At 40.8% G+C, this 22,731-nt stretch carries 20 protein-coding genes; 2 read left to right on the top strand and 18 right to left on the bottom strand.

Annotated elements, in window-relative coordinates; translation table 11 throughout:
* Window positions 1-215 precede the first annotated feature (215 nt).
* The 5 genes from BMZ99_RS03890 to BMZ99_RS03870 all read right to left on the bottom strand — a co-directional run bounded on the left by BMZ99_RS03890 (window position 216) and on the right by BMZ99_RS03870 (window position 3,725).
* Window positions 216-1,013 carry a Cof-type HAD-IIB family hydrolase gene (locus BMZ99_RS03890; protein WP_090933136.1) on the bottom strand — a complete coding sequence of 266 codons (798 nt, stop codon included), beginning with the start codon at window positions 1,011-1,013 and terminating at the stop codon, window positions 216-218.
* A gap of 21 nt (window positions 1,014-1,034) precedes the next feature.
* A complete protein-coding gene (locus BMZ99_RS03885; protein WP_090933134.1) occupies window positions 1,035-1,379 on the bottom strand; it encodes a phage holin family protein in 345 nt (114 codons plus the stop codon).
* Window positions 1,380-1,484: 105 nt separating this feature from the next.
* Window positions 1,485-1,979, bottom strand: coding sequence for a methylated-DNA--[protein]-cysteine S-methyltransferase (locus BMZ99_RS03880; protein ID WP_245754803.1), 495 nt, complete (start codon window positions 1,977-1,979; stop codon window positions 1,485-1,487).
* 190 nt (window positions 1,980-2,169) lie between these two features.
* Entirely contained in the window at window positions 2,170-3,108 is a 939-nt protein-coding gene (mdh, locus tag BMZ99_RS03875) for a malate dehydrogenase (RefSeq protein ID WP_090933130.1), read from the bottom strand.
* A gap of 308 nt (window positions 3,109-3,416) precedes the next feature.
* Window positions 3,417-3,725, bottom strand: a complete 309-nt coding sequence (locus tag BMZ99_RS03870) for a zinc-ribbon domain containing protein (RefSeq protein ID WP_007930319.1) — start codon at window positions 3,723-3,725, stop codon at window positions 3,417-3,419.
* Window positions 3,726-4,037: 312 nt separating this feature from the next.
* Here BMZ99_RS03870 and BMZ99_RS03865 point away from each other — a divergent pair, with 312 nt between their 5' ends.
* The gene (locus BMZ99_RS03865; RefSeq protein WP_090933128.1) at window positions 4,038-4,577 is read left to right on the top strand and encodes a DUF3231 family protein; all 540 of its coding nucleotides are present in this window, start codon (window positions 4,038-4,040) and stop codon (window positions 4,575-4,577) included.
* Window positions 4,578-4,666: 89 nt separating this feature from the next.
* Here the strand turns inward: BMZ99_RS03865 and rd are convergent, their stop codons facing one another.
* The 4 genes from rd to uvrC all read right to left on the bottom strand — a co-directional run bounded on the left by rd (window position 4,667) and on the right by uvrC (window position 8,181).
* Complete coding sequence (rd, locus tag BMZ99_RS03860; RefSeq protein WP_007930315.1) at window positions 4,667-4,828, bottom strand: rubredoxin; 162 nt, start codon at window positions 4,826-4,828, stop codon at window positions 4,667-4,669.
* A 95-nt stretch (window positions 4,829-4,923) separates the two neighbouring features.
* Window positions 4,924-5,688, bottom strand: a complete 765-nt coding sequence (locus BMZ99_RS03855) for a TPM domain-containing protein (RefSeq protein WP_090933126.1) — start codon at window positions 5,686-5,688, stop codon at window positions 4,924-4,926.
* Window positions 5,689-5,742: 54 nt separating this feature from the next.
* Window positions 5,743-6,297, bottom strand: coding sequence for a LemA family protein (locus tag BMZ99_RS03850; RefSeq protein ID WP_090933124.1), 555 nt, complete (start codon window positions 6,295-6,297; stop codon window positions 5,743-5,745).
* Window positions 6,298-6,378: 81 nt separating this feature from the next.
* Window positions 6,379-8,181, bottom strand: coding sequence for an excinuclease ABC subunit UvrC (gene uvrC / locus BMZ99_RS03845; RefSeq protein WP_090933122.1), 1,803 nt, complete (start codon window positions 8,179-8,181; stop codon window positions 6,379-6,381).
* Between the two features lie 218 nt (window positions 8,182-8,399).
* Here uvrC and BMZ99_RS03840 point away from each other — a divergent pair, with 218 nt between their 5' ends.
* On the top strand, window positions 8,400-9,782 hold the full coding sequence (locus tag BMZ99_RS03840) for an acetyl-CoA carboxylase biotin carboxylase subunit (RefSeq protein WP_090933121.1): 1,383 nt from the start codon (window positions 8,400-8,402) through the stop codon (window positions 9,780-9,782).
* Between the two features lie 112 nt (window positions 9,783-9,894).
* Here BMZ99_RS03840 and uvrA read toward each other — a convergent pair whose 3' ends face one another.
* The 9 genes from uvrA to BMZ99_RS03795 form a co-directional block, all read right to left on the bottom strand.
* Window positions 9,895-12,729: an excinuclease ABC subunit UvrA gene (gene uvrA, locus BMZ99_RS03835; RefSeq protein ID WP_090933119.1), complete on the bottom strand. Its 2,835-nt coding sequence runs from the start codon at window positions 12,727-12,729 to the stop codon at window positions 9,895-9,897.
* Between the two features lie 140 nt (window positions 12,730-12,869).
* A complete protein-coding gene (gene uvrB, locus BMZ99_RS03830; RefSeq protein ID WP_090933117.1) occupies window positions 12,870-14,930 on the bottom strand; it encodes an excinuclease ABC subunit UvrB in 2,061 nt (686 codons plus the stop codon).
* 176 nt (window positions 14,931-15,106) lie between these two features.
* Window positions 15,107-16,363, bottom strand: a complete 1,257-nt coding sequence (locus BMZ99_RS03825; RefSeq protein ID WP_090933115.1) for a PDZ domain-containing protein — start codon at window positions 16,361-16,363, stop codon at window positions 15,107-15,109.
* Between the two features lie 230 nt (window positions 16,364-16,593).
* Complete coding sequence (locus BMZ99_RS03820) at window positions 16,594-17,736, bottom strand: S41 family peptidase (protein ID WP_090933113.1); 1,143 nt, start codon at window positions 17,734-17,736, stop codon at window positions 16,594-16,596.
* A gap of 159 nt (window positions 17,737-17,895) precedes the next feature.
* Entirely contained in the window at window positions 17,896-19,023 is a 1,128-nt protein-coding gene (locus BMZ99_RS03815) for a murein hydrolase activator EnvC family protein (protein ID WP_090933111.1), read from the bottom strand.
* Between the two features lie 20 nt (window positions 19,024-19,043).
* Window positions 19,044-19,931, bottom strand: a complete 888-nt coding sequence (gene ftsX / locus BMZ99_RS03810) for a permease-like cell division protein FtsX (RefSeq protein WP_090933109.1) — start codon at window positions 19,929-19,931, stop codon at window positions 19,044-19,046.
* Window positions 19,921-20,607, bottom strand: a complete 687-nt coding sequence (gene ftsE / locus BMZ99_RS03805) for a cell division ATP-binding protein FtsE (RefSeq protein ID WP_090933107.1) — start codon at window positions 20,605-20,607, stop codon at window positions 19,921-19,923. The genes ftsX and ftsE overlap by 11 nt, the downstream gene beginning before the upstream one ends.
* Before the next feature lie 210 nt (window positions 20,608-20,817).
* Complete coding sequence (locus tag BMZ99_RS03800) at window positions 20,818-21,567, bottom strand: site-2 protease family protein (RefSeq protein WP_090933105.1); 750 nt, start codon at window positions 21,565-21,567, stop codon at window positions 20,818-20,820.
* 208 nt (window positions 21,568-21,775) lie between these two features.
* A complete protein-coding gene (locus BMZ99_RS03795) occupies window positions 21,776-22,711 on the bottom strand; it encodes a transketolase family protein (RefSeq protein WP_090933103.1) in 936 nt (311 codons plus the stop codon).
* Window positions 22,712-22,731: the final 20 nt, after the last annotated feature.

The following is a 22,731-nucleotide window of genomic DNA, read 5'->3' as shown; positions in this document are numbered from 1 at the left end:
ATATCGATCACTCTTAGTCATATTGAAGATTCTACCAATTCATAGCTTTATTCTATATGATTAGTTACTTCAATACAAGTACATACTTCCTGGTATTATAGTAACCAAAAGCATACTTTTATAAAAGTCTATATCCAGTGTATCCTGTTATAAAAGAGAAAATATCACTTAATAAAAAACTTCGTCCCTATCTCATCTAAGAACGAAGTTTTCCTTTATTTTAATATATATTTTTCAATTGCTTCTGCTACACCATGGGCATTGTGATGACCTGTAACTGCTTTGGCAACCGCTTTTATCTTGTCGGTTGCATTCCCCATGGCTACACCAAAACCAGCATATTCAAGCATTGGAATGTCATTATTCGAATCACCAATCGCCATGACTTCCTCGCGGGTAATATTTAAGCTTTGTGCTAGTAATTCTAATCCATGTCCTTTATTGACACTGGGATGCATCATTTCTAAATAATTGGATTTAGAAGAAGCTGCATAGATCTCTCCAGCGAACTCTTTATTGATTTTTCTTTGTATCTCAAGTATCTCATGAGGTTCAGCTATCGCCAGCATCTTAGTAGGCTCATGCTTCATAGAATAAAACGCATCACCAATAGGAACTGCTGAAACACCTGCTATCGTTTCATAAAGCTTCGCCTTTTCATTGCGCTCTACTACATATAATTCATCATTCATATGGGATTGCAAATACCAGCCTTTTTCGCGAAAGAATTCTACTATTTTTCCAGCTAATTCTGGGACAATGGTTTTATGAAATAACATTTCTTTGGTAAAAGCAGACCGTATCATGCCACCATTATAAGTAATAATTGGCGTCTGCATATTAAGTTCTTGGGCAAAAGGCATAGCCGAGCTAAACATTCTGCCTGTAGCGATTGTTACTAAAACTCCTTGTTCATGAGCCTTTCTGATCGCTTCACAAGTCCGAGGTGAAACTTTTAAAGTTCCATCCAGCAATGTATCATCCATATCTACTGCCACTAATTTAATCGTCATACAATAACCTCCGCTATCTCGTTATCGGTCTTTGATTACTTTCGATAAAGTGCAGCTGCAAAGGGTCATTAAACAAACGCCTGTCACAGGTGCAGCCATGCTGTAAATTTGATAACCTGGTAAGGTTTTTATTACTAGCATAGGAGTCAATATATTCATAAAAAAAGTCAATCCACCTAAAGTGAACCAATTTAAAGGTTTCGTTTTTAATGAGAGCAAGGGCCTTACAACACTATTGGCTAATCCAATAATTACAGCACCCAGTAAAGCACCGCCTAAGGTATCAACAAAGATCCCAGGTAATTTTATGATAAGTAAAAACAATAATACAGCATTTAAAATCATACGCAGCAGAAAACCGCACACGCCTTGACCCTCCTCGTCATCTATGAATCATTAAATAACACTGTCTTTTATTATATACCGTAGGACAAATTTTTGACAATATTTTTTTGGCATAATCATTGAACCCTAAGATTCAGCAATACCGCTTTCCAGCAGCAGCAATGCTTGTTTTAATTCAACTCCCCCGCCAAATCCTGTCAGGCTGCCGTTAGCTCCGATTACTCGATGGCAGGGAACTACAATAGGTACACGATTGATATGTAATGCTCCCCCTACCGCTCGTACAGCTTTTGGATTGCCGATTTCCCTGGCTAATGTTCCATAGGAAATGGTCTGTCCATAAGGAATATTTGCCGTAAAAGCAAGAACAGCCTTCTGAAAAGATGTATAGCCACGCCAATCAATAGGTACTCCAAAGTGAATCACAAATCCCCGCCAATACATGTTTAACTCTTTTCTCAATTGTTCTGACCACAGATCTACATCTGATGTGGTCGTCCTCTTTGGTTCTTGCGGCTTAATTTTCATGGGGAAATCCAGTTCCCACAATCCCATATCTGTCCACGCAGCTTTCATATAACCCCAATCTGTTTCTAGTATTGTATGCATTTGTTGCATCATTACACTTCCTTATTGTGAAAATACGTTTAATTCTATTGCAACTAACAGATAGATAAAGCTAGAGCAGCTTTCTATCTGTTCGGCTATCAGCACATAGAATCCTTCTATTTTAAAACAAAATTACCCCTCTGCAAATTTCAGCAACGAAATGAGCAGAGGGGTAATTCTTATATGCTTGTCTTTTATTGAATTAAACTACTTTCAGATCCACTAATACTGCATTCATTTTGCGAACAGCGTCAGCGCTCTTATTGAATTTTTCTTGTTCTTCTGCATTTAATTTATAATCAACAATTTTTTCCCAACCATTTTTGCCGATTACAACTGGAACGCCTAAGCAAATATCTTTTTGTCCATACTCACCGTCTAAAGCAACGCAGCATGGATATACTTTCTTCTCATCACGAACAATTGCTTCTACTAGTAAAGCACCTGCAGCGCCAGGAGCATACCAAGCGGAAGTACCTAGTAAACCAGTTAATGTAGCACCGCCAACCATCGTATCAGCAGCTACTTTTTCCAATGTTGCTGCATCTAATAATTCAGCAGCAGGAATACCCATATATGTAGCAAAGCGAGTTAAAGGAATCATAGTAGTATCGCCATGACCACCAATTACTACACCGTGAATGTCAGTAGCAGGTACATCCATAGCTTGACTCAAATAGCATTTGAAGCGAGAGCTGTCTAAGATGCCGCCCATACCAATGATGCGATTCTTAGGCAGACCACTTGCTTTTAATGCAAGATATGTCATTGTATCCATTGGATTACTAATGATTACAAAGATAGCCTTAGGGGAATATTTCAAAATATTATCAACTACACCTTTAACAATACCTGCATTGGTGCCGATCAAGTCTTCACGCGTCATACCAGGCTTACGAGGAATACCAGAAGTGATTACAACCACATCGGAATCTGCAGTTTTGCTATAGTCACTGGTACTACCAGTAACCCTAGTATCAAAACCAAGTAAGGTTGCAGTTTGCATCATATCCAATGCTTTACCTTCAGAAACCCCTTCCTTGATATCCAATAAAACCAATTCGCTTGCTAATTCTCTTTGTGCGATTACGTTTGCGCAGGTTGCGCCTACATTACCAGCACCAACAACTGTAATTTTCATCCTGACATCATCCTCCTAAAGTTTGTACATTCTTTTTAGTATATGTTAATCCTAAACATAATTATAACTCTCTTAACATAGGTTTGTATAGAGCTCAAGTGAATTAAATTACATACTATTATAAAATTATACAATATTATGAAACTAGAAAAAGAAATAAAATAGTAAGAAAAGCACTTTGTCATTGCAAGCGATAACGAAGCAATCCCTTCTTGCCAAGAGATTGTTTCATTCGTGTTTGTAATGGCAGACCTTCTAGCACATAAAAAAGCCCTTCTACAATAGTAAAAGGGCTGATTTATTAGATATTAACGACCGCTGTTTTTGCTGAAGCAATCGCGGCAATATACAGGACGATCGCTGCTTGGACGGAAAGGCACTTGTGTTTCTACACCGCAAGCTGCACAGGTTACATCATGCATTTCGCGTTGTGGACGAGCACCACCACGGTTAAAGCTGCTACCGCCATTATTTCTTTGTTTACGAGCTGCACGGCATTGCGGGCAACGACCAGGCTCGTTAGTGAAGCCTTTTTCGTTATAAAATTCTTGTTCTGAAGCTGAGAACACGAATTCTGCGCCACATTCGCGGCATGCTAAAGTTTTGTCTTGAACCATTGTAATAGTCCCCCTCAAATTTTCTGGCCCAAAATGGTATAGGGTTCACTACTGTCCTTACCAAAAACCTACTTGAGAAGGATATATAATGGAATCTCACTAGACCTATGTACTTGGGCTCTATTATAAGTATACTATTATTTTTTTAAAAGTAAAGTTTTTTCTCTAAATTATTCTTTATATTTTTATATTATTTCCTTTTTTTGAAAAATATTGGGAGTTATATTTTAATACGATGCATGAAGCAGAAAAAAGCTGTACATACTATTTTTGATTACAATAACCTAAAAATTCTATAGGGAGGCTATTTACATGACGATTCTAGACAAAGTAAGCTCAGAGACTCGTGGCATCTTCAACATGTTTTTTGACAAAGAACCTCTTAACTATTTAGAAGCTGCCGGATTATACGGAATCATTGCCCAAGGCCGCTATAATGTCGCTGCCCTTGAGGTTCTTTATAATCATGCACAAGATCGTGATTTAAAAGCATTAATTAAGGAAGCAATCGATAGACAAAGCAAAGTAATTATCGAGCATTCCGAAGATTTGCTGCAAGAAAGCGGTGGTCGAATCCCAACATTATCTTTCAGTCAACGTACTTTACACAAAGATTCGTTAAACATTCCCACAGATGCTCATCTAACAGATGGCGAAGTTGCCATTGCTGTCGGCACCATGGGCAAGGCAGCACAAATGGCCTTATTAGCTGCTTTGCACCAATCCTATCAAGTAGAGGTGGCCTTAATGTACCGCAGAATGCTAGATGCTGGTCTTGAGTGGGACTACCGTCTATTGCAACTTATGTTACAGCGCGGCTGGCTCCCCAGATTGGCTAAAATTCAGCATTAAAAAGAACCCGCTGGTGTACATTTAAACTTATAAGTTATCGAATAAAAAACCTTCCAGCATACTGGAAGGTTTTTTTATATTCGTTTTTATTATGCTTGTTTTTCGAATTGGTCTTTGCCAACTCCGCATAATGGACAGACCCAATCTTCAGGGATATCTTCAAATTTAGTGCCAGGGGCGATACCGCTATCTGGATCACCAGCTTCTTCATCATACTCATAGCCACAAACTACGCAAACCCATTTTTCCATATTAATCGCTCCTTTTTCTTGTAAAATTAGTTAATCTGTTATCATTTTACCATATTTATAAAAATTAGCAACTACTATCCATTATCCAATCGTATTTACCACTTTCGGCTGGAACCGCCGCCTCCACCAGATCCTCCGCCAAAACCACCACCGCCGCCTCCACCGCCGCCTCGTCGGGATAAAGCAGACAGCAGCATATAGGTTATGGCCCCGCCAAAAAACAGCCAATCCATCATAAGCAGCAAAACAACCCCAACAGCAATAGCAATTTTCGCCCACCAAGGAAGTGTATCCCATCCTCCTTCTTGACTGGCAGCATGTGCCCTCTGCTGTACCGGTTTGGCATCGGTCTTAAGTTCAAGCTTATATTCTTTTGCTACTTCCGTGGCTACCGTCAGATAGCCATTCAAAATGCCTTTATCATAATCTCCCTGTTGAAAATAAGGAATCATATAATTATCTTGAATACGCCCGGTCTTAGCATCCGGCAATGCGCCCTCCAGCCCATAACCGACTTCAATTCGGGACTGCTTATCATTTACGGCCACTAAAATAAGAACTCCATTATTTAAGGTCTTGTCGCCGATGCCCCATTGTCTGAGAACTTCTAACGAATACTCTTCCAAAGGAGCTCCCTCAAGTGTTTTAGTGGTCATGACCACAATTTGCGCCTTTGTTTTAGCAGCAAGCTGGCTTCCTAAATTATTAATGCGGGACTTCGTTTCGGGACTTACTACGCCTGCATAATCCTGAATGTAAATGCTATTCGTAGGAGCTGGCGGTACTTGTGGCTGTGCCCAGGCTACTGCAGCGATCAACAGATATGCCACAAACACAATCCAGGCTAGCCTCTTTTTCATATTCTTCCCTCGCTTATACGAATCATACTAATAAGGAAAATAAACTTTTCCTTATTAGAACTTCACTTGCGGCACTTGCTGTGCACCTTCAGCTGCTTTGAAGTATTCTTTTGGTCCAAAACCCAACATACCTGCATAAATATTTGATGGGAATGTACGAATTTTCGAATTGTAAACCTGTACTGCATCATTATAATCTTTACGTGCTACAGCAATGCGATTTTCAGTACCAGCTAATTCATCAGCCAGCTGCCTAAAGTTCTGATCCGCTTTAAGATTCGGATAATTTTCTGCAATGACTAATAATCTAGAAAGTGCGCCGCCTAGTTCATTATTTGCTTCTGCTTTAGCAGCAACACCTTGACTTCCGGCAAGTTTTGCCCTTGCATCTGCCACTGCTTTAATGGCTGCTTGTTCATGCTGCGCATATCCCGATACAGTCGCATTTAAATTAGGAATTAAGTCAGCCCGACGCTGCAGCTGATTTTCCACTTGACTCCACTTGCCATTTACCGCTTCATCCATATTAACTAAACCATTATAGCCAGAAAATGCACCTACCACTAGCACAGCAACTAGAGCAAGCACAATCCATACTGTTTTGTTCATATCATCCAATCCTCCTCAACATTATGTTACTTACATTCTATCCAACTTTACAGGAAATGAAAAGTACAATTTTTACCAATTCTAATGTCCTTGCTGGCGGAAAAAATTATATACGGCTTGTGCCGCTGGAAAGGTCATCGTGTTTACGGCTGCCAGCTCCTCAACCGTAGCTGCTTTCATCTTAGCCAAGCTGCCAAAATGATCCCATAATGCTTTACGCCGCTTCCCGCCAATACCTGTTACATGATCAAGAACCGATACCATATTGCGTTTGGAACGCAGCTTCCGATGATAGGTTACAGCAAAACGATGAGCTTCATCTCGAATGCGCTGAATCAGATATAAAGCTTGTGAATGCCTGGGTAGAATCAAAGGTTCACTATCACCTTCACGAAAAATATGTTCAAATTCTTTTGCCAGACCTATAACAGGAACCTGCAGCCAGCCAGCGCCTCGAATGATTTCTAAGGCAGAACTTAACTGTCCTTTACCGCCATCGATAATGATTAAATCCGGCGGCGGCTGCCCTCCTTGGGCATATCGCCTGCTTACTACCTCCTGCATAGATTTAAAATCATCTGGTTTCCCCTCTACTGTCAACAATTTATAACGACGATACTCTTCTTTTTTCGGCATACCACTTTCAAAGACCACCATCGATGCCACAGTCTCTGCTCCTTGAATATGTGAAATATCAAAGCATTCCATACGTTCCGGCGGACCACCTAACCCTAAATATCTCCCAAGATCAGCTAATGCTCCTTCTGTCTGCTCAGAATGCGCCTTTATCTTTCCTTCCTGTTCTTGAAGTACGAGAGCTGCATTGCCATCTGCCATGGTGACAATATCTTTTTTCGTGCCTCGTTTGGGTGTTTCCACAGCCACTCGACTGCCTTTTAACTGGCTTAACCAATCCCCTAACAAGGACTGCTCTTCAATGTTCATCGGCAATAAAATTTCTTTTGGAATGAATGTACTTTGGCTATAATACTGTTTGAGAAAAGCGGTTAGAACTGCCTCATCCTCTTCCTGCTCACTGCCTGCTAACAAAAAATGATCCCGACCTACCATTTTTCCACTTCGAATAAAAAATACCTGAGCGCAAGTTCCCAGGGCAGAGCGAGCTAACCCAATGGCATCCTGATCTCCTGCCCCTGTAACAATATTTTGTTTTTCTCTAACTTTTTCTACCGCAGCCAATTGGTCTCTGAGCTTTGCTGCTTGTTCAAAGGCCAGTTCCTCAGCTGCAATTTCCATTTTCTTCTTTAAGCTTTGCACTACCGTATCACTGCGGCCTTCCAGCAGCAGGCAAACTTCTTTTATCATACTTTGATATGTCGCAGCATCTACAAAGCCAGCACAAGGCGCTAAACATCGCTTAATATGATATTCTAAACAAGGGCGTCTGGCATCTAAGATTCTACAGCTGCGCAAAGGAAATAATTTACGCATTAATTTGATGGTTTCATGAACTGCTCCAGCACTGGTATAAGGACCAAAATAACGGGCACCATCTTTTTGCACTCTTCGAGTAGCATATAAACGAGGAAATTCTTCATTTATTGTTACCTTTATATAAGGATAGGTTTTGTCATCTCGCAAACTAATATTATATTTGGGGCGATGTTTCTTTATTAAATTACATTCTAAAATTAAAGCCTCAATTTCCGATGCTGTAACGATATATTCCAGATTGACAATCCGCGATACCATGGACTGCACTTTAGGGGAATGATTACGGCTGGATTGAAAATAAGAGCGAACACGGTTTTTCAGCACTACGGCTTTACCTACATAAATAATACGCTCCTGAGCATCTTTCATTAAATAAACACCAGGCTGATCCGGCAAATGGCTTAATTTCTCAATTAACTCATCAGTCATATTGCTAAAATACTCCTTTGGAAAATAATATCTCATTGCCAAAACACTAAAAGTATGAGATAATTGTAACATACTTTTAGCACCAGCTAATAATTTTTTTAAAGGTTCAATGTATACATGCGCTAAACTCATTGTCGACTTAAATGTTATATACTATAATTAAGTCCATTAACGTTAAAATATTTAACTTGATATTTGCAAATGGGAGGTCGCTATTGATGTTCAAAAGAATACTCATCGCCAATCGTGGTGAAATTGCCGTTAGAATCATTCGAGCCTGTCAGGAACTAGATATTGAAACAGTCGCAGTATATTCAGATGTTGACGCTGAAGCCCTACATGTCCAACTAGCCGACTATGCGTATAACATCGGGCCTGCAGATGCAATGAAAAGTTACCTAAATATGGATGCCATTATTATGGCGGCTAAGGCTTCAAAATCCGAAGCTATTCATCCGGGATACGGCTTTTTGTCAGAGAATGCTGATTTTGCCGAAAAAGTTACCAAAGCAGGCTTGGTCTTTATTGGACCTAGTGCCGAAATCATCCGTCAAGTAGGTAATAAAGATACAGCCCGAGAGGCTATGAAGGCCGCCGGCTTACCTATGACTGTGGGCAGTGACCCCATTATCGATAATGAACATGCCTGTAATTTAGCTGGTGAAATTGGTTATCCAGTCATTTTAAAACCAGTATCTGGCGGCGGCGGCAAGTCTATGTATGTTGCCAACAGCCAACTAGAGCTAATCAGTGCTTTAAACAAAGTCGATGTAACACGCAGCCCTTTTTACTTGGAAACTTATATTTCTGAAGCGCGACACATTGAAGTACAGATTATGGCAGACACCTATGGCAATATCCTTCACGTGGGTGAACGAGAATGTTCTATACAGCGCCGTAATCAAAAAGTACTCGAAGAATCCCCCTCCAGTGCCTTAACCCCAGAAATGCGGGCCACTGTTGGAGCACTAGCAATTCGCGCTGCCAAAAGCATTTATTATACCAATGTAGGGACCGTAGAATTCTTATTGGATGTGAAAACAGGCAAGTTCTATTTCATGGAAATTAATCCTCGTATTCAAGTCGAACATGCCGTAACAGAAATGGTTACAGGTATTGATCTAGTTCGTCGGCAAATCCGAATTGCTGCGGGTGAACCTTTAAACAAAAAACAAGAAGATATATTATTTATCGGCCATGCCATTGAATGCCGAATTAACGCAGAAGATCCAGAGCAATGTTTTATTCCTTCTCCTGGTCATATTGATTTTTACCACGAAGCTGGCGGTCCAAGAGTTCGTGTCGACAGCGGCGTATGCGCTGGCATGACGGTACAGCCCCATTATGATTCCATGGTTGCAAAAGTCATTGCCCACGGACGAACCAGAGGTGATGCCATTAAAATTATGCGCAGAGCCTTAGCGGAATATCGTATTTCTGGTATTAAAACAAATATTAGTTTTCAACAGGAAATTTTAAATAACCCTCATTTTTGCAGCGGCAATATTGATACTCAATTCGTTTATAAACGTATGACTCCCATTCAGGAAATAGAATGTGAAATTGACAGCGAAAATAAAAAGTATTATTCCCAAGGGTAGGCATTATGCCTACTCTTTTTTTGTAGGTGTCATTGCGAACGACAGTGAAACAATCTCGTTTCAAGCAGAAGATTGCTTCATTACCATTCGCAATCACAGTATTTTAAAATCGTTACTCCCGTATTCCTCTTTCCAGAATTGGCGCTAGAAATTGTCCTGTATAGGAAGCCTTGACCTTTACGATGTCTTCCGGAGTTCCTTTGGCAACAATGGTACCGCCACGGCTTCCGCCTTCGGGTCCTAAGTCAATTACATAATCCGCAGTTTTAATGACATCCAGATTATGTTCAATAACAACAACGGTGTCACCCCCATCGACTAAACGCTGCAGCACAGTAAGCAGGCGGTGAATATCAGCAGTATGCAAACCTGTAGTAGGCTCATCGAGAATATATAAGGTCTTGCCCGTACTGCGTCTTGCTAGTTCCGTTGCCAACTTAATACGCTGTGCTTCCCCCCCTGAAAGAGTCGTTGCAGGTTGTCCTAATTTAATATATCCTAAACCAACATCCTGTAGTATTTGCAGCTTGCGCTGAAGTTTGGGGAGGTTCTGAAAGAATTCTACTCCTTCATCTACCACCATATCCAGAACCTGAGAAATACTCTTCCCTTTATAACGAACTTCTAGGGTTTCCCGATTATACCGAGCTCCTTTACATACTTCACAAGGAACATATACGTCCGGTAAGAAATGCATTTCGATCTTAATAATCCCATCACCGCGGCAGGCCTCACATCGCCCGCCTTTTACATTAAAGCTGAAACGTCCTGGCTTATAACCTCGCATTTTTGCTTCCTGGGTTTGACTGAATACTTCTCGAATCACATCAAACAAGCCCGTGTACGTAGCTGGGTTAGATCGAGGAGTGCGACCGATGGGCGACTGATCAATCTCAATAATTTTATCAATATATTCTACACCACGAATGTCATCATGAGCACCAGGCCGAGTCTTTGTACCTCGATATACCCGTCCTGCCAGCCCCTTGTATAAAATCTCATTTACCAGTGTACTCTTCCCTGAACCAGATACACCTGTTACAGCAGTAAACACACCTAACGGAAATTTGACCGTTAATTTTTTTAAGTTATTTTCTTTCGCTCCTACAACTTCCAGCCACTTTCCATTGGGTTTACGCCGCACGGCGGGTATTGGGATATACCTGCTTCCTTTCAGATATTGTCCTGTAATGGAATCTGAGCAAGCCTTAATCTCTTCTACCGTCCCTTGAACCACTACTTGACCGCCATGAGCACCAGCAGCCGGACCAATATCAATAATGTGATCCGCTTCGTACATCGTATCTTCATCATGCTCAACTACCAGCAGACTATTGCCAACATCCCTTAAATGTTTCAAGGTAGTTAACAGACGGTTGTTATCCCGCTGATGCAAACCGATGCTTGGTTCATCCAGTATATATAGTACACCGACCAGCCCGGAGCCAATCTGAGTAGCTAGCCGTATACGCTGAGCTTCTCCCCCTGATAAGGTGCCTGCGGCCCGACTTAGGGTTAGATAATCTAATCCCACATTGAGAAGAAATCCCAAACGAGCATGAATCTCTTTTAGAATTTGGTGAGCAATGGTCTTCTCTCTTTCAGTTAAGTCTAGATTAGAAAAGAAATGCTGCGTTTCTGCAATGGTTCCTGCTGTCACCTCATAGATATTTTTACCGCCGATCTTAACCGACAAGGTTTCTGGTTTTAATCGTGCGCCCTTACATGTAGGGCAAGGCTTAGAACTCATATATTCTTCAATATCTTCTCGGGACCAATCAGATACTGTTTCCCGATAACGACGATTTAATAATGGAATTACACCTTCAAAAACAGCGTGATAGGTTTTTGTTTCTCCATACATATTATCATATACAAAATCAAATTGTTCTGCACCTGAACCTGTCATAATAATCTCTTGCACTTGTGGAGATAAATTTTCCCAGGTGTCGTGCAAAGAGAAATTATATTTATCCAGTACCGCTTCTAACTGGCACATAAAATAAGAGTTAGTATTTTTACTCAAAGGCGTGATAGCACCATCAATAAGAGCCACACTCGTATCAGGGACAATTAAGGAACGGTCTACTTCCATATTATTGCCTAATCCTGTACAATCCGGGCACGCACCAAAAGGGCTGTTGAAGGAAAACATCCGGGGTGCAATTTCAGGCAGACTAATACCGCAATCAACACAAGCAAAATTTTGGCTAAAGATTCGCTCCTTATCTCCTATTACGTCCACATTGACGACACCTTCACCCAAAGTGAGAGCTGTCTCAAGAGAATCAGCCAGTCGCTGATTGATTCCTTCTCGGAGAACAATCCGATCTACCACCACTTCAATCGTGTGCTTTTTATTTTTTTCTAACTTTATTTCATCTGCTACGTCACGAACTTCACCATCGACTCGTACTCGGACATATCCATTCTTACGAATATCTTCCAGCACTTTTTGATGCTCGCCTTTTTTTCCTCGCACGACTCCAGCAATGAGCATCAGACGAGTTCCTTCAGGCAAAGCTACTAATTGATCAACCATCTGCTCAATGGTCTGCTGCGTAATAGCCTTGCCGCATTTGGGACAATGAGGACGACCTGCTCTGGCAAATAACAAACGTAAGTAATCATAAATTTCCGTTACTGTCCCTACCGTGGAACGAGGATTACGGCTGGTTGTTTTCTGATCAATGGAAATGGCAGGAGACAAACCTTCTATATAATCTACATCAGGCTTGTCCATCTGCCCCAGAAACTGACGGGCATAAGCAGACAAAGATTCAACATACCGCCTCTGCCCTTCTGCATAAATGGTATCAAAGGCTAAAGAAGATTTGCCTGACCCGCTTAGCCCTGTAATGACGACCAGCTCATTACGAGGAATCTCAATATCAATATTTTTCAAATTGTGCTGTCTTGCACCTTTAATAATAATTTTTTCTTTCATTGGTATATTCCTTTCTGTAACATAAATACAAAAAAAATTTAATCGAACACAAAGACATTCTCGAAAGGGTGTAAACCCTATACCTTTTTATCTTTGTGTGTCGCATAGCGGCATTATGCCTTTGCGTTTCAAGGTATTCACTACTTTTTCTTCTTACTTCTAGGGCTTTTTTCTTTTACTGCTTTCCCTACCCGCCCTTTTAGTTCGACAATCATATCTCTGAGTTCGGCGGCGCGTTCGAATTCCAGTTGTTTAGAGGCGAGACGCATTTCTTTTTCCAAGTTGCCGATAAGATCTAGCATTTCACTTTGGCTCATATTACCTAAGCGGTCAGTTCGATATAACTCAGGGGTTTCAGCCACTTTTGTCGTTTCAATCAGCTCTTTAACCCGTTTCTGAATGGTGGTAGGAGTAATGCCATTTTCCTCGTTATACGCCATCTGGATATCACGGCGGCGATCGGTTTCATCCATAGCCCTTGCCATGGATTTGGTAATCACATCAGCATACATAATAACTCGTCCATTCACATTACGAGCTGCTCTGCCGATAGTCTGAATCAAGGAAGTATCAGACCGCAGAAATCCCTCTTTATCCGCATCCAAAATGGCGACTAACGTAACCTCCGGCAAATCCAATCCTTCTCGCAAAAGATTGATACCGATGAGCACATCAAACACACCAGCTCTTAAGTCACGAATAATCTCGCCCCGCTCAATAGTCACGATATCGGAATGCAGATACCGTACGCGAATCCCCATTTCCTTTAGAAATTCTGTAAGATTCTCTGCCATTTTTTTCGTTAGCGTCGTAATCAGCACTCTCTCATTTGCTGCGACCCGTATTTTGATTTCACCAAGCAAATCATCCATTTGTCCCTTAATAGGACGTACTTCCACTTCTGGGTCAATGAGACCCGTAGGACGAATCACCTGCTGTGCAACTTGGCTGGCTTCTCCCAGTTCATAGGCACTAGGAGTAGCAGAGACATAGACAATTTGATTAATACGTTCTGAAAACTCTAAAAAAGTCAAAGGTCGATTATCAAAGGCCGATGGCAATCGAAAGCCATTTTCCACCAAAGACGCTTTACGAGCCCGATCTCCTGCATACATAGCTCGAAGCTGGGGCAGCATTACATGAGATTCGTCAATAACAATTAAAAAATCTTCAGGAAAATAATCAATTAAGGTATACGGAGACTCTCCTGGATTTCGTCCTGTCAAATGTCTGGAATAATTTTCGATTCCCGAACAATATCCCATTTCCTGCATCATTTCTAGATCATATTTCGTGCGTTGCTCCAATCGCTGAGCCTCAACTAGCTTCCCATTTGACTTGAATGCTGCTAGCTGTACTTCCAATTCCGCTTCAATATCTGCTACAGATCGCAGCATGTTTTCTCGCGACGTTACATAGTGAGATGCAGGATATATAGCAATATGTTTACGCTCTGCCAAGATTTCTCCTGTAAGCGTATCAATCTCTAAAATACGTTCAATTTCATCACCAAATAATTCCACTCGAACGGCTCTTTCTCCATAGGCAGCAGGAAATATTTCAACTACATCTCCTCGAACTCTAAATTTCCCGCGAACAAAATTAATATCATTGCGCTCATATTGAATCGCTACTAACTTACGCAAGATTTCATCTCGATCTTTAGTTTGTCCTTGGCGAAGAGATAGTACAAGACCATGATATTCATCAGGAGATCCTAAACCATAAATACAAGACACGCTGGCTACAATTATCACATCGCGGCGCTCAAATAAAGAACTTGTAGCAGAGTGACGCAATTTATCAATTTCATCATTGATAGAAGAATCTTTTTCAATGTAAGTATCCGTATGAGCAATATACGCCTCAGGCTGATAATAATCATAATAACTAACAAAATATTCTACTGCATTATGAGGAAAGAATTCTTTAAATTCGCTGGCAAGCTGAGCAGCCAAGGTCTTATTATGGGCAATCACCAAAGTTGGCTTTTGCACTTCTTCAATTAATTTTGCAATGGTAAAGGTTTTTCCTGTTCCTGTCGCTCCTAGTAAAACCTGCGCCTTTTGCTTCGCTACAATACCATCTTTCAACTTATGGATTGCAGTCGGCTGGTCACCCATTGGAACAAAAGGAGCTTCTACTTTAAAAGGAATCCCACCTTCATGGTATACCGTATTCAGTTTAGGTACCGTTGCCATAAACATCACCAGTCTTTACAAATATTTCATTAGAACGTATGTACTGTAATTTTATCACAGTACATACGTTCGGTCAAAGTAAACTTCATTAACTTATTGCACATAAAACTATTATATAATAATTCTCTAATAATAAGAAGACTTCATTGATGTCAAGATTTAACTTCATGTGAATTTTAGTCACTCTTATGATTTTTCCCCCACACATTTTTGACTTTTTCCCATAACCAAAATTTATCTTCTGTTAATTGAACATAATATAATTCATTGCCTTCCGGCACTAACATTACACCTAACATTTTATGATTTTGAGAAAATTTCACTTTTTTTTCAATCTTGCGCTCATTACGCATGATTTCTACTAAAAATACAGGAGGAGCAAGAAATATAGCTTCTGCTAACTGCTCCTTAGTATTAATTGTCAGATTATGCAGCTTCAGCAGAATGTCACCTGATTTTAATCCTGCCTTTTGTGCTGGAGTGTCTACTACCGTATCTAACACCATAAGACCTTTGGCAGGAGGTACATAACGGGGAAGTCCTTCTAACTCCTGACGGCTGTCAATCTGAATCAGCATCTCATGACCTAAGAAAGACACCATTGCTGCCACTGCCTGAAGCCATTTATAATGGACTGACAGCAGAGCGAGGGCAAGCAGTACGATACTATAAAGACCCAAATGCAGAGCAGATTTACGACGGCGCATTTGCGGTGAACTGGCTACTGCAATATCAGTATATCCTAAGGCAGCCACGACTGATACCATCGCATACATCCAAATATTTCCCTCTGGCAATACCCCCTGTACTGGCAGCAAGGGCCACCAGTCTGGCATTCCTAAGACACCCTCAGGCACATTTAACTCTGGTACTGCAACAGCCGACATTAATAAAAGAGGAAGAGGCCAAAAGTTTTGCAGATTGAAGGCGCCGACTAATTGTCCATTTTTACGCTGTAAAACAATTGGCATACTGCCATAAATTCCACTTATCGCAATTAAGATACTTTCTGTGATATGAAGAACTGCAACTAATACTAATACCTGAGAAACATCAACAGATGGCCAACCAAACAATACTTTTGATAATGCAACTACGCCTCCAGCATAAGCAAAACACAAAAATCGCATATTAACCATCATCAACAGTATCGCTACAGGCCAAATATAAGCAAGACCCAATTGATCTACATTGATGCCTACCAGCGTCAGCAGAAACGTTCCCACGATGCCGCCGATACTTCCCAGACAAATGGCTAATGCAATCTGCTGGGTCAAAGAAAAACCGCATACACCAAACATGCGCAGCTGGCTTTTCTGCAATTTCCAATACTGAAAGCCAACTAAGGCAATGATCATCCAAAATATCGGTTCAAAGAAAGCAGCTACTACACCGCCGACCGAAAGCCGTATTAATTCCTGCCATGGGAACATAACTTCACCTCTAATCAAATTCTGATAACGATAATTTTGCACGTTATTAAAAATAATCGAACCACAAAGGCACAAAGGACACAAAGGGATCTAAATTATTTTTTTCCTTTGTGTGTCGCATCAGCGGCATTGTGCCTTTGCGGTTCAAAAATTCTTATATTATTTCACCTATAAAACTTATACTTTCTCTATTAGAAAAAAGCGGCTAAGCAAAAGCCAGCCGCAAACCTTTATTTTCCCATCTTTTCTTTTACAAATTCGATCGCTTTGTCTAATTGTACATCTGACTTTGCATCTTTATCCATTTCTACTTTTATATCAGGCTCTATACCAATGCCATTTATGGAGCGGTCATTCGGTGTCAAATATTTCGCAATGGTCAATTTAATAGCGCCGCTATCTAAGCGAAGCACAGTTTGCACTGATCCTTTACCATAAGTCTTCGTACCAATTAATGTACCAGATGCTGTATCCTGGATTGCCCCTGACACAATCTCTGAGGCACTGGCACTGCCACCGTTAACTAATACAGCTACAGGATATTTTATCGCTTCTAAGCTAGAAGAATGAGTTTCACGATGCCCATCCCGGGTAACAACGGAAACAACTGGTCCTTTGGGCACGAATTTACTGGCAACTTTAACACTTTCTTCTAATAATCCGCCTGGATTATCCCGAAGATCGAGAATAATACTTTTCATACCTTCTGCTTCCAGTTCTTTATACTTTTGAGCAAAATCATTGCCTGTATTGTCATTAAACATGGATATTCGGATATATCCAATCTTATCAGGGAGCATTTTCCCTGCTACGGTTTTAATTTGTATGTTAGACCGAGTCAACGTAATCTCTTTTGTAGGTTCATTTTCATGACGAACGGCTAAACTGACAGTAGTTCCTTCAGGACCCCGAATTTTATTAACCGCTTCATCTAATGCCATATCTTTCGTATCTTTACCGTCAATTTGAAGGATTTGATCGCCGCTTTTGATTCCAGCTTTATCACTTGGCGTACCTTCAATCGGCGAAACAACCGTCAAAGTTTTGTCCTTTACTCCCAAAACCATACCCACACCGCCAAAAGATCCTTCTGTTTCTACCATGAATTCCTTATACATTTTGGCATCCATATAAACAGAATGAGGATCGCCTAAGGAACTGACCATTCCCTTGACAGCCCCAGCTACCAAAGTTTCTGTATCGACTTGCTCTACATAACGGGCTTTCACAACCTGTAATGCCCTAAAAAATTTCAACGTACTTACAACATCAGAAGAATTTCCCTTCAACAGATATAAAAATCCGCCAGCCGTTACCATAAAGGTAACGATTACTAATAAAACAGCTGATACTATAATCTTACGACGACTCATCTATACACCCCAATTCCAAAATAGAAATTTGAATACCCTTTCAAATTTCGCTACTTTCTTCTCTGGCAACACACACATAATTAAATATATGTAGAAAATCCATGAAATATTCCATAAGGGCACCCACCGCGGGTACCCTTATGGTCACGTTATTTACATTTACGGCAAGTAATCCATCGGACTGGTTGGTGAACCATTTTCACGAACTTCAAAATGCAAATGAGGCCCAGTGGAATATCCGGTTGAACCAACGCGAGAAATTACTTCTCCTTTTCGTACTCTTTGTCCCTCTACTACAAGCAATTCCGAATTATGTCCATATAGCGTAGAGATACCATTTCCATGTTCAATAATCACGGCTTTACCATAGCCACCCATCCAATCTGCATAAATAACCACTCCACTATCAGCAGCACGAACGGAGTCACCATAATCCGCTCCGATATCAATACCACTATGATAACGAGACGTACCAAATATTGGATGCGTACGCCAGCCATAAGGTGAAGTAATTTCTGTAACGTCCGTAGGCCACATCATAGTCCCTGTACCACCGCTGGAACCTTGCTTTCCACTTTGGCTCTGGCGAATCATCTGTTCAATTTTTCGGGAAGTTTCTAATAGTTCCTGATAGGACTGCTCCGCTGCATCTCGCTCATTTACAGCAGATGCCAAAACAGCTTCTCTTTCTTTTTTACTGGACTCAATGATTTTTTTCTTTTCAATGGCTGCTTGTTCTAACTGTAAAATAGCAGCTTTATCGCTTTCCAGCTCAGCTCTTTTTTGCAGTACCAGTTCTCGTTCTGCTTTCACTTTTATAATTAACTCAATGTCTTTATTCATAATCCGTTTCAAAAGATCCATACGAGTGGTAAAATCACTAAAGTCATTGGCACCAAACAAAACATCCAAATAACTTAGCTGACCATTTTGATAAATATCACGAATCCGTTTATTCAATACTAAACTGCGTTCAGATAAATTCTTTTCAGCTTTTGCTAAAACAGTCGTATTTACAGCAATCAATTCTTCCGTTGCACTTCGTTTAGCCTGAATCGCATTATAATCTCCCTGGGCATTATCTAACTCCATCTGCACTTTATGTAATTGATCAGCAACACTATTAACCTTTTGTTTTGCTTCAGCAGCTTTTTCCTGCTGAATCTGCATCTGCTGCTGAACCTGCTGCTGCTGCTCAGCCAGCTCACTGGCTAATGCAGGGCCAATCGCCACGCACATTGCCACAATTGCTAAGCTCATGGCTAAGTACTGCCTAATTTTAAACATCCAATCCCTCCTGCTACCCTCTATACTTGCATATAGCGACGTAGTGATATTGTACTGCCTAAAGCACCAATTACTGTTCCTGTCACTAATAGCACTACACTAATATTCGTAATAAACGGGTATTGGGGAATTAGCGGTAGAAAGGCCAAGGATTCATATACTTGATGGATTAGAACCCCATAGGTTTCGTTTAAAAACAAGACTGCAACTAATGCCCCACCAAACCCTAACATCATACCTTCCAATAAGAAAGGCCAGCGAATAAACCAATTGGTAGCCCCTACATATTTCATGATGCCAATCTCCTTACGCCGGGCAAATACCGTAATTCGAATGGTGTTTGAAATAATAAAAAGAGCAGCCAGGGCCAGAAATACGATAATAATCAAACCAAAAATACGCACCATTTTTGTTAAAGCAAATAACTGTTCGACTACTTCCTGACCAAATTTAGCATTTTCTACCCCTTTAAACTGCATCATAGCCTGAGCAGCAGCTTTTACACGTTCAGTCTTGTCCACCTTGACTTCAAAAGCATTTGGTAAAGGGTTTGCCTCACCTAATGCATTCAGCAGGCCTTGCTGCTCACCTAGACGTTCTTTAAAACGACTCATAGCTTCTTCTTTTCCCACAAAATTCACTTGCACAACACCGGGAATTTTGGTGATACGAGTTCCCACCTCACGCATTTCAAGATCCGTTAAACCATCCTGCAAATATACCGAAATTTGCACCTGGGATTCCAATGTAGAAGCCATATTATTTAAGTTAAGTACCATAACTAGAAACATCCCCAAAATGAGCAGGGATAAAGCTACCGTAGTCACGGATGCGAAGCTCATTAACCCGTTGCGTCTTAGAGAAGAAAGAGCTTCTTTAATAAAATATTCCATGGTTCTAATCTTCATAGCCGTATACTCCTTTCACCTGATCCCGAGCAACACGGCTTTTTTCAATGGCAATAACACGCTTTTTCATAGCATCCACCACAGTTTTATCATGTGTAGCCATCACTATAGTAGTCCCATCTCGATTAATTCGTTCAAAAATCTTCATAATTTCCCAAGACGTTTCTGGATCAAGATTACCAGTGGGCTCATCTGCAATGACTACCACGGGATTATTAACAATCGCCCGCGCAATCGCAATACGCTGCTGCTCACCGCCAGATAACTCGCCTGGAAAATTTTTAGCTTTATGACGTAAACCAACCAAGTCCAATACATGAGAGACCCGTTTTTGAATATCACGGCGCGATGACTCAATTACCTGCATGGCAAAAGCTACATTCTCATATACGGTTTTATTGGGCAGCAATCTATAATCCTGAAACACGATACCTAAATTACGCCTCAGATATGGTATCTCTGAAGGCTCTAACTCACCAACATTACGACCATTGACAATTAATTTACCCTTTGTCGGAAGTTCCTCCCTAAAAATCAATTTTATAAAAGTGGACTTACCTGCACCACTAGGACCTACCACAAATACAAAATCACCTTTTGGAATGTCAAGCGTAATATCGGAGAGGGCGACACAACCATTGTCATAAATTTTAGAAACACCATCTAAATGAATCAAACTTCCGTCACTCTCCCAACAACCAGAAAAATTTCAATTCTAATATTAAATCTTTGACGTTAATAGCCAAATCCCTTTTTTTTGCTATTAATTTTCATTATCCAACTTTTACAAAGTAGTAATTTGTAGAAATTAAGCTGCTTACATCAGAACACGTTCTACTAATTGCTATTACAAGCAGCGGTAAACTTTAAGCAGGGGATTGCGTTACTATGTCCCGTGAAAAATTGCTCCAATATATAACGTGGTGATTCCTAATACAATCACTAGACCAAAATACCACCAGCCTACTGCTAAACGCTGTTTCATGGTAAGCTGATAATAAGAATAATTCTCCTCGACATCGACATTCTTCCAAGTTCTGTATAATGAAAACAAAAAGAATATAAATAAAAAAAAACTGTATGTTTGCAGGAATAGTATGCCAATAATTAGGCTTCCCAGCCACCAAAGACGGTGAGTTACGGCAACAGCAATGCGTCCTCCATCTAGAGGATCACAAGGAATGAGATTAAATAAATTTAAAAGACAGGCTGTATAGGAAAGAACCAGCATTAATAAACTGTCCGTCCATAAGTAAAATGCCAGACAAAGTAACGCACTCAATGTCCCCATGGCAGGTCCGCCGATTGCCACATTAGCCTCCATTTTAGCGTTGACTGGCAACTTCTTGATGCGTATAACAGCGCCAAGAAAAGGTATAAAAATAGGTCGTGAAACAGGCAAGCCAACCACTTTAGATGCCACCAAATGCCCACATTCATGCAAAAGCAGTAAAATTACAAATCCAACAGCAAATTTTAAACCAAACGCCAGCGCATATACCAGAATCGAAATGATCATTGACACCGCCATCGCTACTGTAGACCCCATCTTCAGCATAGCAATAAAGCCCATCATACAAAGTGCTAACTTACTTAGCATCCGCCTGCCTAAACTGACAACCCGCCATGCCTTCATCCTTTCCCCTCCATACACCATAAAAAAAGGTTCATACATTCTTTTGCCGCAGCCCAGTTTCATTTTCATGTTGTCTTTGCGAGCACAGCGAAGCAATCTCTTAACAAAGAGGGGATTGCTTCGCTATGCTCGCAATGACACAACCTAGACAATAAAATTCCCCTCTACATGTGTATGCATGCGAGGGGCATTTTATTGGTATTGGTATTTATTTCTTGCGGCTAATTACTTTTTTAGCAGCTGCAGCAATATCTTCCGCAGTTAAATGATATTTTTTCAAAAGAGCACTAGGTATGCCAGACTCACCAAAGGTATCGCATACACCTATACGTTCCATGGGAACAGGACTGTTTTCTACTAGTACTTCCGCAACAGCACTGCCTAATCCGCCAATGATGCTGTGTTCCTCACAAGTGACAATGGCACCTGTATCAGCAGCAGCCTTTACGATCGCATCCTTATCGATCGGTTTAATGGTATGGATATTCAGCACTCTGGCGCTGATACCTGCATCTTGTAATTGCTTAGCAGCTTCTTTTGCAGCACCAACCATAATGCCAGTTGCAATAATAGTAACATCTTTACCATCTTCCAGCTGTACAGCCTTACCATGCTCGAAAGTATAATCAGCAGCAAATAAATCAGGAACTGCCATACGTCCCAGACGAATATAAACAGGGCCGTCATATTCAGCTGCAAAAGCAACTGCTTTACGAGTTTCTTCAGCATCTGCCGGCACAATGACTGTCATATTAGGAATGCTGCGCATGAGAGAAACATCTTCAATGGCTTGATGAGAAGCCCCATCTTCACCAACTGTTAAACCAGCATGCGTAGCGGCAATCTTAACATTCAATTTTGGATAACAAATGGAATTCCGGATTTGTTCAAAAGCCCGGCCAGCAGCAAACATGGCAAAAGTTGATACAAATGGTATCTTTCCACCAGCAGCCAATCCTGCTCCTACACCCATTAGATTTTGTTCTGCAATTCCGACATTAAAAAACCGCTGAGGAAATGCTTTTGCAAATACAGCTGTCTTAGTAGATTTGGATAAATCCGCATCTAATACAACAATATTTTCATATTTGCCCCCAAGTTCTTTTAGTATTTCTCCATATGCTTCACGAGTTGCTAAACCCATTCTCTACACCTCTCACTGGC

Origin of the sequence: Pelosinus propionicus DSM 13327, from assembly GCF_900114615.1 — a bacterium.
Lineage (GTDB): Bacteria > Bacillota > Negativicutes > DSM-13327 > DSM-13327 > Pelosinus > Pelosinus propionicus.
Note: the sequence above shows the minus strand (reverse complement) of the source record. Positions and strands in the feature narration are given on the sequence as shown.